At 48.3% G+C, this 15411-nt stretch carries 12 protein-coding genes; 4 read left to right on the top strand and 8 right to left on the bottom strand.

Features of this window, described 5'->3' with window-relative positions; all coding sequences use genetic code 11:
- Nucleotides 1-11: 11 nt before the first annotated feature.
- Nucleotides 12-1580 carry a calcineurin-like phosphoesterase C-terminal domain-containing protein gene (locus C943_RS14545; RefSeq protein WP_040480903.1) on the bottom strand — a complete coding sequence of 523 codons (1569 nt, stop codon included), beginning with the start codon at nt 1578-1580 and terminating at the stop codon, nt 12-14.
- A 296-nt stretch (nt 1581-1876) separates the two neighbouring features.
- On the opposite strand from C943_RS14545, the gene C943_RS14540 reads away from it, so the two are divergent.
- Complete coding sequence (locus tag C943_RS14540; RefSeq protein ID WP_008629221.1) at nt 1877-3070, top strand: ATP-binding protein; 1194 nt, start codon at nt 1877-1879, stop codon at nt 3068-3070.
- Nucleotides 3071-3232: 162 nt separating this feature from the next.
- On the opposite strand, the gene C943_RS14535 is transcribed toward C943_RS14540, so the two are convergent.
- Entirely contained in the window at nt 3233-6265 is a 3033-nt protein-coding gene (locus tag C943_RS14535) for an SbcC/MukB-like Walker B domain-containing protein (protein WP_008629220.1), read from the bottom strand.
- Between the two features lie 74 nt (nt 6266-6339).
- Complete coding sequence (locus tag C943_RS14530) at nt 6340-7560, bottom strand: metallophosphoesterase family protein (protein WP_008629219.1); 1221 nt, start codon at nt 7558-7560, stop codon at nt 6340-6342.
- A gap of 131 nt (nt 7561-7691) precedes the next feature.
- Between C943_RS14530 and C943_RS14525 the strand changes: the two genes are divergently transcribed.
- Nucleotides 7692-8228 carry a septal ring lytic transglycosylase RlpA family protein gene (locus tag C943_RS14525; RefSeq protein ID WP_008629214.1) on the top strand — a complete coding sequence of 179 codons (537 nt, stop codon included), beginning with the start codon at nt 7692-7694 and terminating at the stop codon, nt 8226-8228.
- Between the two features lie 99 nt (nt 8229-8327).
- Here the strand turns inward: C943_RS14525 and C943_RS14520 are convergent, their stop codons facing one another.
- The 4 genes from C943_RS14520 to C943_RS14505 form a co-directional block, all read right to left on the bottom strand.
- Nucleotides 8328-8942, bottom strand: a complete 615-nt coding sequence (locus C943_RS14520) for a Uma2 family endonuclease (protein ID WP_008629213.1) — start codon at nt 8940-8942, stop codon at nt 8328-8330.
- Between the two features lie 81 nt (nt 8943-9023).
- The gene (locus C943_RS14515; protein ID WP_008629212.1) at nt 9024-9713 is read right to left on the bottom strand and encodes a hypothetical protein; all 690 of its coding nucleotides are present in this window, start codon (nt 9711-9713) and stop codon (nt 9024-9026) included.
- Between the two features lie 51 nt (nt 9714-9764).
- On the bottom strand, nt 9765-10376 hold the full coding sequence (locus C943_RS14510; RefSeq protein WP_008629211.1) for a Uma2 family endonuclease: 612 nt from the start codon (nt 10374-10376) through the stop codon (nt 9765-9767).
- 136 nt (nt 10377-10512) lie between these two features.
- Nucleotides 10513-12519, bottom strand: a complete 2007-nt coding sequence (locus tag C943_RS14505; protein ID WP_008629210.1) for an alpha-ketoacid dehydrogenase subunit alpha/beta — start codon at nt 12517-12519, stop codon at nt 10513-10515.
- 106 nt (nt 12520-12625) lie between these two features.
- Between C943_RS14505 and C943_RS14500 the strand changes: the two genes are divergently transcribed.
- Nucleotides 12626-13165: a helix-turn-helix domain-containing protein gene (locus tag C943_RS14500; RefSeq protein WP_008629209.1), complete on the top strand. Its 540-nt coding sequence runs from the start codon at nt 12626-12628 to the stop codon at nt 13163-13165.
- Between the two features lie 261 nt (nt 13166-13426).
- On the opposite strand, the gene C943_RS14495 is transcribed toward C943_RS14500, so the two are convergent.
- On the bottom strand, nt 13427-13711 hold the full coding sequence (locus C943_RS14495; protein WP_008629207.1) for a hypothetical protein: 285 nt from the start codon (nt 13709-13711) through the stop codon (nt 13427-13429).
- A gap of 344 nt (nt 13712-14055) precedes the next feature.
- Here C943_RS14495 and rimO point away from each other — a divergent pair, with 344 nt between their 5' ends.
- Entirely contained in the window at nt 14056-15369 is a 1314-nt protein-coding gene (gene rimO, locus C943_RS14490) for a 30S ribosomal protein S12 methylthiotransferase RimO (protein WP_008629205.1), read from the top strand.
- The last annotated feature ends 42 nt before the right edge of the window (nt 15370-15411 follow it).

The following is a 15411-nucleotide window of genomic DNA, read 5'->3' as shown; positions in this document are numbered from 1 at the left end:
ATTCACTTAGATCATTGCGCCACCCGGAACTTCTTGCTTGCGCGATGTACCTGTCCAAACATATCGGTTGCCTCGACCTCAATCGTGTGTTCCCCGACAGGGAAGTCGGAAGAAATCGGCGCCCGCCAAAGGTGGTCGGTCATCGCGGGATTGGAAGGCCTGCGCCCGGGCATGACGGTCTCCGTCGTATCCCATTCAAAAACCTTAAGCATGAATGTTGGGTCATAGCTCTCCATGTGGGTCATGGCTTTCCATTCGCCATTGTTGATGCGGTAGCGGACCTTGTCGCTCGGCGCGCCCGTGAAGAAATTCACGATGATGCTCGCATTGGTCCGCACGCCTTTGGCCAGGACTTTGGGAGCAAAGATTTCCATCTGATAGGATGCGGGCTTTCCGGCCGCTTGGTACCGGGCTTGGTATTCGGTGCCTTTGATGTCCAGGTAGACATAGCCTTTGGGCGAACCATCGCGCATGGTGGATTCCGGTGTCCCGTCGGCTTGGATTTTGCCGCTGTACCAGTCCCCAGAGGGTGTGCCAATATTGAAGTGGTGGTGGGGTTTTGCACCTTCGAAGCCATCTTTTTTGCCAAAAAAGGTTTGCTTCATGTAATGGGTATGGGCTGACATCGACAGCGTGTTGGCGAAGGGAGAGAGCAGGGACAAGATTTTCTCCCTATCGGCATCCCTAAAACTATCCCCGTTTTCTTCAAACAGCGGAATGTGCATCAGCAATACCACCAATTTGTCTTTTGGAACGAGTTTGAGGTCATTTTCCAAAAACTGCAACTGGTCAGACCGCAAGCCACCCCAATACCCTTGCCCGTCCCGAGGATCCGGATAAAGGATGTCTTCCAAAACGACGAAATGGACATCTCCATAATTGAAGGCATATGTCGCAGGGCCAAAATTGGCGGTAAATGATTCGTCGCTGAAGGCATCCTCTTTTGCGTCAAAGTTCATGTCGTGGTTGCCCATAAGCTGGTACCATACTGGTCCGACCTGCCCGATTGCCTGTGCATACAGTGGGAAGAAATCCGGTCTGTCGCCCACCAAATCCCCCAAGGATGCGCCGAAGGTGATGCCTTGGGATTGCTTGGCATGGGCAACGATACCTTTTTTGAAATATTCCATTTCATCCAAGGTGTAGGTTTGCGGGTCTCCGAATATCAAACCCGTGAATTCTTTCTCGTTTTTCCCCGGCAACAGCCCAAAATCCAAAGCCTTTGGCAATGGTCCCGTCGGCCTGACGCCAGGATAAGTCATGTTGGCAGGGGAGCCATTGGGCTTGTAGATGTAGTAGAACTTGGGAATGTTATTGGCATCCTTTGGCAGGTCATGGCTCGATGGTTTGATGACGAAAACCGTCTGATCTTCTGCAATGGGGAGTTCATAGCGCCCATCCTTGTCTGTCAACACGACGTCTATACCATTGGAAATGGCAACCGCCGGTATTCCCTTTTCGCGCCGTTCCTTTTTGCCGTTGGCATTGCTGTCTTCATAGATGGTTCCGCTGATCTTTTGCTGCGCCCAAGCCAAGGAGGCAGAAAGCAACAGCATGGAAAGAAAAATGCTTTTTCTCATGTCTGTGATCTTTTCAATAAAGTCCAAGATACACCAAGCCAAGGCTGCTCGGGCAAATTGCTTGATTATGCTTTTATTAACATCCATGAAAGGCGCCAATACAGGATGGAGTTTTCACATGGGGATTATCTGCTCAATTCAGGTTCTAATGTTTTCTCGCCTTGTATTCTTTCAAACAATCTGTTTAAAATATTGAAAAACAGGTATTTAATCGGTTATTAGAAAAATTACTCAATATATTGAGTAAAATTACTCAATAAATCGTGTAAATTTGTAATGCATTAAAAATCAATACAATGTCCTATTATCGCGCTGATAAAAGCATACTTCTGGGGAGGTTGAAGGATGAACCGAGGCGGTTTATCCAAGTGCTGTATGGACCAAGGCAAATCGGCAAAACTACTTTGGTCAGGCAAGTCATGGCCGGATTGGATTACCCTTCACAGCTTGTGGCTGCCGATGCGGTACCGGCAGGTGACCAAGCTTGGATTGCCCAACAATGGGATGTAGCCAGAATCCGACAATCCCAGGATTCCGATAAGCCTTATTTGTTGGTGATCGACGAAGTACAGAAGATCGACAACTGGAGCGAGCAGGTCAAAGCCCAGTGGGATAAGGATACTGCAGATGGGCGGGATATTCGTCTCGTCCTGCTGGGATCTTCACGACTGATGCTGCAGCAAGGGCTGACAGAATCCCTTGCCGGGAGGTTTGAGGCGACTTACTTGGGGCATTGGTCGCTTAGGGAAATGAGGGAGGCATTTGGCCTCAGCCCGGAGGAATTCGTATGGTTTGGAGGCTATCCGGGTGCGATTACTTTGAAATCGGACGAAGAGCGGTGGAAAAGCTATATCCGGGATTCTTTGTTGGAAACGAGCATTTCCAAGGATATACTGATGCTCACAAGGGTGGACAAGCCCGCCCTGATGAAGCGGCTTTTTGAACTTGGCGCTTCCTATTCGGGACAGATTTTGAGTTTTACCAAAATCATGGGGCAGCTTTCGGACGCCGGTAACACCACTACGCTGGCCAACTATTTGAATCTACTCAACGATGCCGGCCTGCTGGGGGGATTGGAGAAATACAGTCCCAATATGGTCAGGAAGCGTTCTTCCAGCCCAAAGTTCCAGGTCCACAATACAGCGATCATGTCCGGAGTTTCGGGAGAAAGTTTAGAGACGCTTTCACAGCAACCTAGCGTTTGGGGACGGTGGGTGGAATCAGCCGTTGGGGCCCACCTGCTCAATCAGACTTTCAGGGACAAGAGGTTGTCCCTATCCTATTGGAAGGAAGTGAATGATGAGGTGGATTTTGTTTTGGAATACAAAGGCAAAGCCATAGGGATTGAAGTGAAATCCGGACATGGAGGGAATACCTCGGGACTATCGGTTTTCAAGGAAAAATTCCAGCCACACAAGGTTCTCCTCGTCGGAGCAAACGGCATCCCTTGGCAGGAGTTTTTAGAAATAGATGCGATCGATTTATTCTAGAAAAGACAGTCATTTCGGCTGTCTTTTTTTATTTGATCTCCCAAATACCTTGTTGTAAATAATTGATTTACAACGATTTGTTTCAAATTAAAAAATTTACTCAACGCATTGAGTAAATTTACTCAATACTTTGATTTCTGTTTTTCCTCCTTATCTCACCTCTCAAAACGAATACCCCACCTGACTGCCCAATTCGGGATCCAGGTGGACTTTGGCATACACCCCGACTTCCTGCTGCAGTTCTTCGACATGGGATATAATCCCAACAATACGGTTTTCGTGGCGGAGTGATTTGAGTGTCTCAAACACCACCCTCAGTGAATCCTTGTCCAGTGAACCAAATCCCTCATCCAAAAAGAAGAAAGACTGGTCAGCTTGGTTGAGCGATTTCACTTTTTCGGCCAAAGCCAACGCGAGGCAAAGGGAAGCTTGAAAAGTCTGTCCGCCGGAGAGGGTTTTGAGGAGGCGAAGTTTCCCTCCATTCAGATAATCCCGTACAAAAAATGTATTGGAATCGTCGATTTCCAGACTGAGACGGTTTTTGGTCAGGCTCATGAAGCGCTTGTTGGCAGTATGGCAGAGTTCTTTGAGATAGATACTGCTCACATATTTGACAAAACCGCTTCCCTTGAAGAGCTTATCCAGTTCTTTCAGATGGTTTTCCCGTTGGTCGAGCAACCCGTACTCTGCTTCGATTTTCTCTTTTTCCAGCATCTTGGACCGCATGGACTGGATTTCCTGTTCGAGCAGTGTCATGTCTTTCCGGATGGCATCCAGTCGGTCTTTGTGGTCTTCAAGCTGCGAACGTAGGTTCAGGAATTGGGCCTCATCGTACTCGGAGACACCTTTTTCGGACTTCAGTTCTTGAATCTTGCTGGCAATCAACATGCTTTTGTCCTCGAACTTGCGGATTTCCAAGTCTACCTTTTCCGCATCGAGGGAATGCTGGAAAAGAGTCACTAAAGCCTTTTCGTCTTCGAATCCGTGTTCTTTTTTCAGTGCTTCGAACTGGACTTGCAGGTCTCGGATTTTTTTGTCCGTGGCTTCTACGAGGGAATTGAAGGTGTCAAGGTTTGCTAAGTTTGTTGCTTGCTTTGCACGTGTTTCCTGAAGGACTTTTCGCTTTCCCTCCAAGTGTTGGTTGGTGAGGTCGATATCTTTTTGAACATTGAGGATCATGTTTTCGATCTCGGCTGTTCCTTTTGTCATGAATGATTTGGCAAAAGCAGGATCCTTGATTTCCTCCTTTTTCGCGGAAATTGTACTGAGGAGTCGCAGTTGTGCTTGTTCCGCGGCGCGGAGTTGCAGCTCTTCTTTTTCCAAAAGTGCTTTTCCCTCCTCAAGTGCTTTTCTGAACCTTCTTACTTCTTGCGTGAGATTTTCTTTCTGCGTGTAGGAGAAGTCAGTGTCTTTGATCAGTGATGTCAAAGATTCCTTGGAGTGAATATGTTTCCCGCGAAGTTTCTCGATTAGGGTTTGGAGTTGAAGCTTGATATCCGCAAGGTCTTTTTCCTTCGCAGCGAGGTTTTGCAGGTGGTTTTCCTGTCTGATCTTTTGTCCGGATAGTTGTTGCGAAAAATTGGACGCAGCATCCAAGGTGGATTTTGCAGCTTCGATTTTCGCTGCGATTTCTTCAAGTTTGGTTTTTTCCTCGCCAAAAGTAAGCGGGTTGGGATGTTCCGTCGCTCCGCAAAGTGGACAGGCTTCCCCGTCCACGAGGAGATGGACGTGCGCCGCAAGGCCTGTTTTGCTCAGAAGAATTTCCCGGCTTGCCTCCAGGGATTGGATCTCCAGTTTTTGTTGTTCTATCCAGTCGGAAAGACTCGCAAATGAAGCCGGCACCTGGTTTTGGATGGAGGATATCGACGCCTCCAGTTGCTGGGAAGTCAGATTCAGCTGAAGCAGTTCCTCTGCCAACTTTGATTCCTGCGCCTCAAGGTTGGTCCAGTCCTTTGCATCAGCTTTCAATTCTGTGATTTCATCTGTGCTTGGAAGCCGAATGCTTTCGATCTCGGTTTCCTTTTCCTTGACGGATTTCTCTGTTTCCTTTTGGGAGGTTCTGAGGGATTCGATATGGGGATTGAGGGTTTCTACCTGTTTTTCCGCATTCTTTAAGTCTGCGGACAACTGTTGGATTTCGATGACCTTTTTGAGGTCCCGGATTTTGGCTTCCCGTTGGGGTCTTTCGTCTGCCTTTTTCTTCAATTCCTTTTCCTCAGATTCAAGTTTTTCTACCTCCGTAGCATAGGATTCCTTGAAATCCGCACAGTTCTTGGCACTTACCCGGTATTTTTCCAGGTCGATCTTGGCTTCTTCCCGCTGTTCCCAAATCGGCTTTAGGTGGGTCTTTGCCCGAAGAAAGTCCTTCCAAAGCCGTTTTTTCTCCTCGATTTCGGGTCTCTTTTGGTCAAGCAGGTCCCATTCCCTCGTCAAATCTGTTAATTGAAGGTGCTTAGTGCGAAGGATTTCTTGGAGCTTAAATGCGGTTTCTGTTGCTTTAAAGGCAGCATGAAGGTCCTTTTCTTGTTCGCCGATTTCCTGCAGGAGGGTTTGCTTTACCAACAGGTTTTCCCGGCTGATACCCTCCAGGCCCGCCAACCTGGTTTCCAGCCGGATTTTTTCCTCCCGCGCCTGTTTGAGCAAATGGCTGGTGGGTGCGGATAGGTCAAACCGCTCGAGCCCAAAGAGTTCCTTCATCGTCTCCGCCCTGCGTCCGGGTGTGAGGTCGATAAACTCCCTGAATTTTCCTTGAGGAATGATTACGGTCTGTTTGAAGTGTTCCTTTTTCATGCCCACGATGTCCTCAGCAGCGAGATCGAGCGGCAATAATTCTGATTCCGATTTCAAATAGAAAGAATGTTCGGCGGGCCGTATTTCTTCCGGGTTTTTGGGATTGCGCTTGGCGGCATAGCGTGCCAGGTAGTGTTTCCCGTTGTTTTTTCCGGAGAGAAACTCAAACTGGATCAGCAAGTTGTCCCGCTGCAGGTTGAGCATGCTGCTTTTTTCGTTGCGTTCCGAAAGCCGCTCTGTGCTGCCGTAGAGCGCCAGGAGGATGGCTTCGAGGATGGACGACTTTCCGCTCCCAACGGCGCCAAAAATCCCGAACAACCCCGCCGCCGTCAGCTGCCCAAAGTCCACAGTCTGCTTTTCCTTGTAGGAATAAAGGCCTTCTATCTCGAGTTTTACTGGGATCATGATTTATCTAAAGTTTTTGACATAAAACCTGACGGGTTTAAAACATCCAAGGGTTCAAAACCCTTGGATGTTTCTCATTCTTGGCTGATGACTTCTTTGAAAATCCCGATCAATTCGGGGCTGGGTTCATGCCCTCTTTCGCTTTGGTAATACATCCCAAACAGGGTAACCATGTCCCTTTGCAAATCTTCTACCTTCAGACTCAATTCCGCCCCGCCTTGTGGGTTTTTGATTTGGGGAATCAAGTTGACAATGCCGTCATGGGCTTTCATGATGGCTTTGCGGACGGTTGCGTCTATGGCGAATTCGGTGACATAGGTCAACTCGACAAAGCAATAGGGATTCTCTTCCAGCCATTGGATCGTTGATTCGAGATTGTCGAAGGTTTTGCGGTACAGCGGCCGTCCGCTGTTAAGGCCGATCGGTTTGAAGACGGCGGGCTCATTGGGTGAGAGTTCCACGATGACCACCCGCTTTTGCTGGTCTGCTTCGCTGAAGGAATAGGAGAGGGGCGAGGAGGCGTACACGAGTGGACAAGGTTCTTGGACCACGGCATGGTATCGGTGGAGGTGGCCAAGGGCCGCGTACTGTATTTGTTGGGGGATATCCTGTGTGAACAGTGCCTGTGTCCCGCCGACGTGGAGAATAGGCCGCTCGGATTCTGGTTCCATTTCGATGGGCTGACCTTTTTGGACAAAAAAGAAATGGCCAACAAACAGGTTTACTCCATTCCCATCACAATACTTGTCTGCCAGGTGTTGCCATTTGTGGGCCAAAAGCCCGCGGAACTCTTGCTCGCGGTCAGCCTCGCCCAAATACGTCTTGAGCAGGACTTCGTTTGCATAGGGTGCCAAAACGACCCGGATTGGAAATTGAAACTTGGGGAGTGCAATCTCCACAAAGCCCGGCTCCGAACGGCTGATCTGAATACCCGAGTCCAACTGGCCGGTCGGAATCTCCGAATCGTACCTACTATAGAACAGAATTCCCAATTCACGCGCGAGTGGATCAGGTGCTTCGATGAACTGGGTGCTGTCATGGTTTCCCGAAATCGCGATGACCGGCCGTGTACCATTTCGGGAAAGTTTTTTGAGGGTTTTGAACAGCAACTCGACGGCTTCATGGCTCGGATTGAAGCTGTCGAAGATGTCTCCGGCAAGGAGCACGAGGTCCACTTCTTCGGTGTCGGCTATGGCGACAATTTCCGCAAGAACGGCTTTTTGTTCCTCGATTCTTGGGAATTCTTGGAGCCGCTTGCCCAGGTGCCAGTCGGCTGTATGGAGTATTTTGATCATTTTTTTATACTGTGGACAGTCAGGGAAATCCTTCCCAAAATATCACCTAAGATATTCAAGGAAAGGCAGGGCTGCAAACCCTCGCGGGGGCTTTGTCGTAAATTGGCACATAAATTGCCAAAAGCAGCCACATGAAAGTTGGAAAGTATATGGTGGTCACCTTGTTGTGCTTGATGCCGGCCCTCTTCGGAGCCCAAGTCAAGCCCAAGGAACTGGAAGAGTTCCTGACCATCCAAGAGGGGACGGCGAGTTATTATGGGAAGAAATTCCACCTGCGAAAGACTTCCAGCGGTGAAATATTCCGCATGGAAGAGATGACTGCCGCCCACAAAAGCCTGCCATTCGGGACGATGGTCCAAGTCACATTGCAACAAAACGGGAAGTCCGTGTGGGTGAAGGTCAATGACCGTCTGCCTCAAAATTCAAAACGGATCATTGATCTATCGCGTGGTGCCGCGGAGGAATTGGGGATTATCACCCAAGGTCTAGCCAAAGTCAGTCTATCGGTAAAGGACAACGAGACCATCAAACAGCTTAGGTCGCATTATGGTGAAAAAATTCCAACAGGAATGCGCCTGCGCTGGGAGGAGACGGAAGTTGCATTTGCAAGGATACCTTTGCCAGCACCGGTAACGGGAATTTGCCTTAAGCCTTTTGTTTTGAACTAAGGTGCTCCCTACCAAAACAGGGTTGGGAGTTTCTTTTTGCCAAATTCAATGCCATGTGGAGGAGTGGTTTTCGGTTTAATCGATTAGAAAATGCCTACCCTAGTCCTCTAGATCCCCAAAAACCTCATCCAAGTCCATTTCGAAGCCGTTGATGGCTTTGGATTTTACTTTGTCTCCTAAGGTAAAAAGCCTAGAAGGCACGTATTTTTTGTCTATCAAAGTGTAGATCAACAGCGTTTTTTCCGAAGGATGGATGATCCAGTATTCATTTACGCCGCTTTCCTCATAGACCTCGTATTTGTTTTTGAGCTCTTTGCTGTTGCTGCCGGGAGACAGTATTTCCATAATCAAATCGGGTGCCCCGACACAGCCCATTTCATCCAACTTGGAAGGGTCGCAGACCACACAGATATCCGGCTGTACCACGGTGAAGATGTCCTCGTTTTTTTTTGATTTAACAGGGAGACGTACATCGAATGGTGCTATATAGGCTTTGCATTTTTTGCCCCTCAGGAAATCTGTAAGGTTTACGGCAATCTTGAGCGCAATCTCCTGATGGATTCGACTCGGAGCGGCTGCCGCTTGCTTGAATACTTTCCCTTTGATTAGCTCGACCATGTAGTCGATGTCCCAAGTCAGGTAATCCGCATAGGAATAGGTTCCGTAGGCCGAAAATGGCTCATTCACTACGTTTTTTTCATCCTTTGTTTCCATAGTTTAAAAATACGGAATCCGTCCGATAACGTAAGCTGTTGTTGGTGGTTTTTCTATCTAGACGTTGAGTCTGCCCTTTTCCTACCAACCGTAAAAAACCACCCCGATGCCTGCATGTAGCAGGTTGATGGTGCTTCTGACCGGGGTGTAGATGAATTGTCCATCGCCAAGGTCGGGGCGGTATTGCGTGTCCTGTTTGCGGAGAAATTCGACCGAGCCAGTGTCATGATAAAGCAGTTTGAGTTCCCAATGCCCGCTTTCAGGGTTTTTGAAGGGCATTTTGATACCGCCTCCAAAGCGATAGGACATCACCCAATCCGAGTAGTCGCGCCCTTCTTCGATGGGTTCTCCAAATTGGAATTCACGGATGATGTAGCGTGTGTAAAAGTGATTGGCACCAATTTGAGCTTCGAAAAATGGATGCACTTTCTGGCCCTTTTCCAGATAATAACGCAAGTATGACATCAAGCTGACGAGATTGTTGTTGCGTCGGATGCGCATTTCGTCGGTGTAGCCGGGATATAGATCGTTTCGTTTTTCAAGCTTAGTACCGTGTAGGCCGTAGCCGATGTTGATGCCCACTTCCAAGGGAGAAAGGAAGCGATAGCCCATCGAGAAGCCAAATTCCGGAAAAACCAAGCTGCCTGCATTTTCCTTGAGTTCACCGACCGACCAAGCTGCGTTGCCATGAAATCCAAAATTCCAATACTGTCCAAAACCGATGACGGGAATCGTTAGAAAAAGAAAAAAGGTGATGACAAAAGATTTCATGCTCCAATATACGTTCAGACCTATTTTCGGGTTAAGGCAAGTCTATCGAGACTAATCCAAATCCCTGAATACCTCCCCTAATTCTAACTCAAATCCGGGAACAGCTATAGATTTGACCACATCCCCGTGGGTCATCAGTCGCGATGGCTGATAGAATCCATCCACCAAGGTGTACACCAATAAGGTGTGTTCGTCAGGATGGATAATCCAGTATTCCCGAACGCCGCTTTCTTGATACACATCGTATTTGCGGGTCAATTCGAGCTGATTGTTACCCGGAGAGAGAATTTCGATGATCAAATCTGGTGCACCAATACAACCGAAATCATCCAATTTTGAAGGGTCGCAGATCACGCAGATATCAGGTTGAACAACAGTATGAATGTCCTTATTCTTCTTGGACTTGACTGGCAAGCGCACGTCGAATGGAGCTTCGTAAACCTTGCACTTCTTGCCCTTCAAAAAACTGTGAAAACTTGAGAATACATTTCCAGAAATACCCTGATGCCTCCGTCTCGGCGCTGCAGCGGCTTTCTTGAAAATCTTTCCCTTGATCAGCTCGACCATCACGTCCAGATTCCAGGAAAGGTAATCTTCATAGGTGTAGACTCCATATTCCGCTGAAGGCTCTTCGACTTTGGAAATTTTTTCTTCGATATCCATAGTTGAAATTTACAAAAGAATCCTCTAAACCAACAACAAATCCCCCAATCCTTTATCCGTGGCTATATCCCAACAACCCAACTCTATATCCCAATTACTCAATAACCCAATAACCTTATAACCTTATAACCTCTCTCTAGTACTCCATCAACCTCCTCAGCTTCTCTTTGAATCTGTTGACGGGCAGGAAGTTCTTTTCCAAGCTCGGCGCAAAGGGAACAGGCGTATCCAGACTACCTTCCCGCATCAGCGGCGCGTCGAGGTATTCGAAGCAGTTTTCGGAGATCCAAGCGATGATTTCCCCACCAATTCCCCCGGTGAGGCAATCCTCTTGGAGAAAAATGACTTTTCCCGTCTTCCGTACCGTCTTTTCGACCGATTCTTTGTCCCATGGCAAAAGCGTGCGCAGATCCAAGATATCCGCATCCGCATCCAATTCTGCCACCGCTGCCTTCGCCCAATGCACGCCCATGCCATACGTGATGATGCTGACAGAATTCCCTTCAGCGACAAGTTTGGCTTTACCTACTTCGACCGTATAGTAATCGTCAGGAATGGATTCGGAAATCGAGCGGTAAAGCGCCTTGTGCTCAAAGTACAGGTAGGGATTGGGGTCCTCAATGGCTGCGTTCAGCAGGCCTTTGGCATCGTAGGGATTGGAAGGATAGACTATTTTTAGGCCCGGTGTGTGGAAAAACCAAGCCTCGTTGGATTGGGAATGGAATGGTCCCGCAGCTACGCCCGCACCCGTGGGCATCCGGACGACGACATCCGCGTTTTGTCCCCATCGGTAGTGTATTTTTGCGAGGTTATTGACGATTTGGTTGAAGCCGACGGAGACAAAATCGGCAAACTGCATTTCGACCATCGACTTGTAGCCCTTGACGGAGAGGCCCAAAGCAGCACCGATGATGGCACTTTCGCAAAGCGGAGTATTTCGTACCCTTTCCCTGCCAAATTTTTGAACAAATCCGTCCGTAATCTTAAACGCCCCGCCGTACTCTGCAATGTCTTGCCCCATCAGGATGAGGTTGGGGAAGCGTTCCATGGATTGGCGAAGCCCCTCCGAAATGGCGTCGATGAAGCGCTTTTCGGATTTGTTGGAGCCGGCAGGTAGGATGGGTACTTGCGCATACGGCGCATACATATCCCGCAATTCCTCCTCGGTATCGGGCACGATATCCGCTTCCCCAAAGGCGATTTCTATGCCCTTGTTGATGGCATCCTTGATGCGTTTGTTGATTTTTTCCTTGGTTTCGGCTTGGAGAACGCCTATTTCCTCCAAGTACCTTTCGTAGTTTTCGACGGGATCTTTGAGTGCCCAGGTTTCCATGAGGGATTTCGGGACGTACTTGGTGCCGGATGCTTCCTCATGTCCACGCATCCTGAATGTGATGGCTTCGACGAGGACTGGTCTTGGGTTTTGCCTGATATCTTCAGCAACGGTTTTGATGGCATCGTACATGGCGAGGACATTGTTGCCATCCACCCGAACGGTATCCATGCCGTAGCCCGGACCTTTGGCAGTGAAATATTCAAAGGCAAATTGCTCCTCGCTGGGCGTAGAGAGCCCATAGCCATTGTGTTCCACCACGAATATCACAGGCAGTTTCCAGACCGCAGCGACATTGAGTCCTTCATGAAAATCCCCCTCGGAACTCGCTCCATCACCGGTGAACACAAGCGTGGCTTTCTTTTCTCCTGTTAGTTTGTAGGCCAATCCAATCCCATCCGCAATGGCCATCTGTGGACCTAAATGGGAAATCATGCCGACGATATGATGTTGGTTTGTTCCGAAATGGAAAGAGCGGTCACGGCCTTTGGTGAAGCCCGATTTTTTCCCTTGGAATTGGGCGAAGAGTTTATCCAAGGGAAGCATGCGCCCCGTGAAAATGCCCAAATTGCGGTGCATCGGAAGTATGTACTCGTCCGCCTGCAGTGCGTTGACCGCACCGATCGAGATCGCTTCCTGTCCCCAACCGCTAAACCACTTTGAAATCTTACCTTGCCGTAGCAGAATCAACATTTTCTCCTCTATCCTCCTTGGCATCAGCAGCGATTCGTAGAGCGCGAGGAGTGTTTGGTCGTCATAATGTTTTCTGTCAAAAGTAATCGGGGTATCCTTGGTGATGATGGGGTGCATTGGGCCTATATTTTTCCACCAAATTATGTGAAATTCGATTCAAGCCAATCATTGGCGAGAACTTTCGAACACCGCACATTGGTTTAGAAATTATAAGACCCAAACAATGCAGGAAATCCGCATCAAGCATATGGTCTGCCCACGCTGTATCATGGCGGTGGAGGCAGCACTTTCCCAGCTTTCGATTCCGTTTGAAAAGGTCGAACTGGGAAAAGTGGTACTGGCTGAGTTGATCACTGAACCTTCAATGAGGGCATTCGAATCGCGCCTGCTTGCCCTTGGATTCGAAGTACTCAAAGACCGGGATAGCCAACGGATCGAAAGAATCAAGAACCTGCTTTCAGCACTGCTCGGAAGGGAAGAGATCCCGTCGGGTTTTTTGCTCTCGGAATTTATCAAGACTGAGATGGGAGAGGATTACAGCGCATTGAGCCAATTGTTCAGCAGCATGGAGGGAATTACGCTTGAGCGGTATTTTATCGAGCAAAAGATCATGAAGGTAAAGGAATGGCTTTCCTACGAAGAGCTCACGCTTAGCGAAATTGCTTGGAAACTGGATTACAGCTCTGTGCAGCACCTTTCTTCGCAGTTTAAGAGGTTGACCGGCATGACGCCCTCGGAACATAAAAAGCGTAGAAAACAGTAGCATATTACCTCAATACACTCTTTCCCAGAAACAGCAAAGGCGACGATTCACATCGTCGCCTAAAAATTCATTGCAAGGATATTAAAAAATGTTCGTTTGCTGTACGGGATCAAAAGTAGAAAGATTGAATCCCGGACTTGGAAATTAATCGTTAAGGATATTTTAAGTTAAAGCGAACATTTTCCGCCTCGCTTAATGATTCCGTAACGTTCCGGAATTTGTTGCAAACAAACACTTGATGAGCGCATTTTTTGCATCCTATCAGGACCCTGCGAATGGTGATCCAAAGATGCCTACAGCCAACTCCGCCCAAATGAGGAAAAAGGCTAACAGCACCACGAATCCCAGCAGCAATCTTTTTTGAAAGGTTTTTACTTTTCGCAGCACCAAATCCAATAAGGTTCCGGTCGATAGAAGCAGTATGCCCATCACAGCAAAATCGAACAGGGACCAGTTTACCTCATCCGTAAACTGCATGGCCAAAAACGGTATCAGCAACAGGAAGACTACGATCGAAATGATGATGTTTAATCTTTGGTTTTTCATGGTGTGGTAGGTTAAATGCTAACCAAAAGTACTTTGAAATACAAAGTAAATCACCAGGTCTCATTTTTCCAAATCCAAAAAGGAATTCTTTTCTAGCTGCGGGGTAAATGGTTAAATTGAGATACGAGACTTGAGATTTTAGACCTTGAGAACGGTCACCGGGTTCTTTGGACACCAATGGCTAGGCGCATTCAAATTACCATTTCCCAACAAACAATAACGAACACCCAATCTCGCAATCTTTCAATTTTTCAATCTTCAAGTCCTAAAAACCTTCCAACTTTGAAACCCTTACAACCTTTCCAACCTTTTCCCTTACCTTTGCAGCCTAATTCCCGAATAGCGTGAAAGCGAGAACATTAAAGAAAGACAAAGTCAATATCATCACGATGGGTTGCTCCAAGAACTTGGTCGACTCCGAGGTGCTGTTGACCCAATTGAAAGGCAACGGCATCGATGCCTTCCACGAATCCAAGTCCAAGGACAATAACATCGTCATCATCAATACCTGCGGATTTATCGACAATGCCAAGCAGGAGTCAATTGATACGATCCTGCAGTACGTTGACGCCAAAGAGCGGGGATTGGTGGACAAGGTGTACGTTACGGGATGTCTTTCGCAGCGCTACAAGGACGATTTGGAGAAAGAAATCCCCCAAGTCGATGCCTACTTCGGCACCCGTGATTTGCCGGCTTTGCTCAAGAAGTTCAAGGCAGACTACAAACACGAGTTGGTAGGGGAGCGCTTGTTGACCCATTCGGCGCACTATGCTTACATGAAAATTTCCGAAGGCTGTGATCGGCCTTGTTCTTTCTGCGCGATTCCGCTGATGCGGGGAGGCCACGTGTCACGCCCCATCGAGGAACTTGTCCGTGAAGCCCAACACAAAGCCGCCAATGGCACCAAGGAATTGCTGCTGATTGCCCAAGATTCCACTTACTACGGCTTGGACCTGTACAAAAAAAGAAACCTTGCCGAGCTCCTCGCACGGTTATCGGATGTGGAGGGGATCGATTGGATTCGCTTGCACTATGCCTTCCCGACAGGCTTCCCGATGGACGTCATCCAAGTAATGAAAGAGCGCCCGAACATCTGCAACTACCTGGACATTCCCCTTCAACACGGTTCCACGGACGTGCTTAAGGCCATGAGACGCGGTACTACGAGGGAAAAACAGGAAGAGTTGATCCATTCCATCAGGGAAATGATTCCTGAGATCGCGATTCGTACCACCCTGATTGCCGGGCATCCGGGCGAGGGTGAGAAGGAATTTGAGGAGATGGTGGACTTTGTCGAGCGCATGAAGTTTGAGCGTTTGGGCGTGTTTACTTATTCACATGAGGAGAATACCCATGCCTTTTCCATGGAAGACAGTACGCCAGATGAAGTGAAGCAGCAGCGTGCCAACCAACTCATGGAGATCCAGGAGCAAATCTCCTACGACCTCAACCAGGAGAAAATCGGCAAAACATTCAAAGTGCTGATCGATAAGAAGGAGGGAGGCTACTTTGTCGGTAGGACAGAATACGATTCCGTGGAGGTGGACAATGAGGTACTCATTGACGCGTCCAAGCATTATTGCCGTGTCGGCGATTTTGTCCAAGCCCAGGTTTTTGAAGCCACGGAGTTTGATTTGTATGCGGATGTGGTGAAGTGATTCCAGTCGCTATGCTGCGTCTTCGAACGCAGCATCACTCGA

Origin of the sequence: Mariniradius saccharolyticus AK6, from assembly GCF_000330725.2 — a bacterium.
GTDB classification, from domain to species: domain Bacteria; phylum Bacteroidota; class Bacteroidia; order Cytophagales; family Cyclobacteriaceae; genus Mariniradius; species Mariniradius saccharolyticus.
Note: the sequence above shows the minus strand (reverse complement) of the source record. Positions and strands in the feature narration are given on the sequence as shown.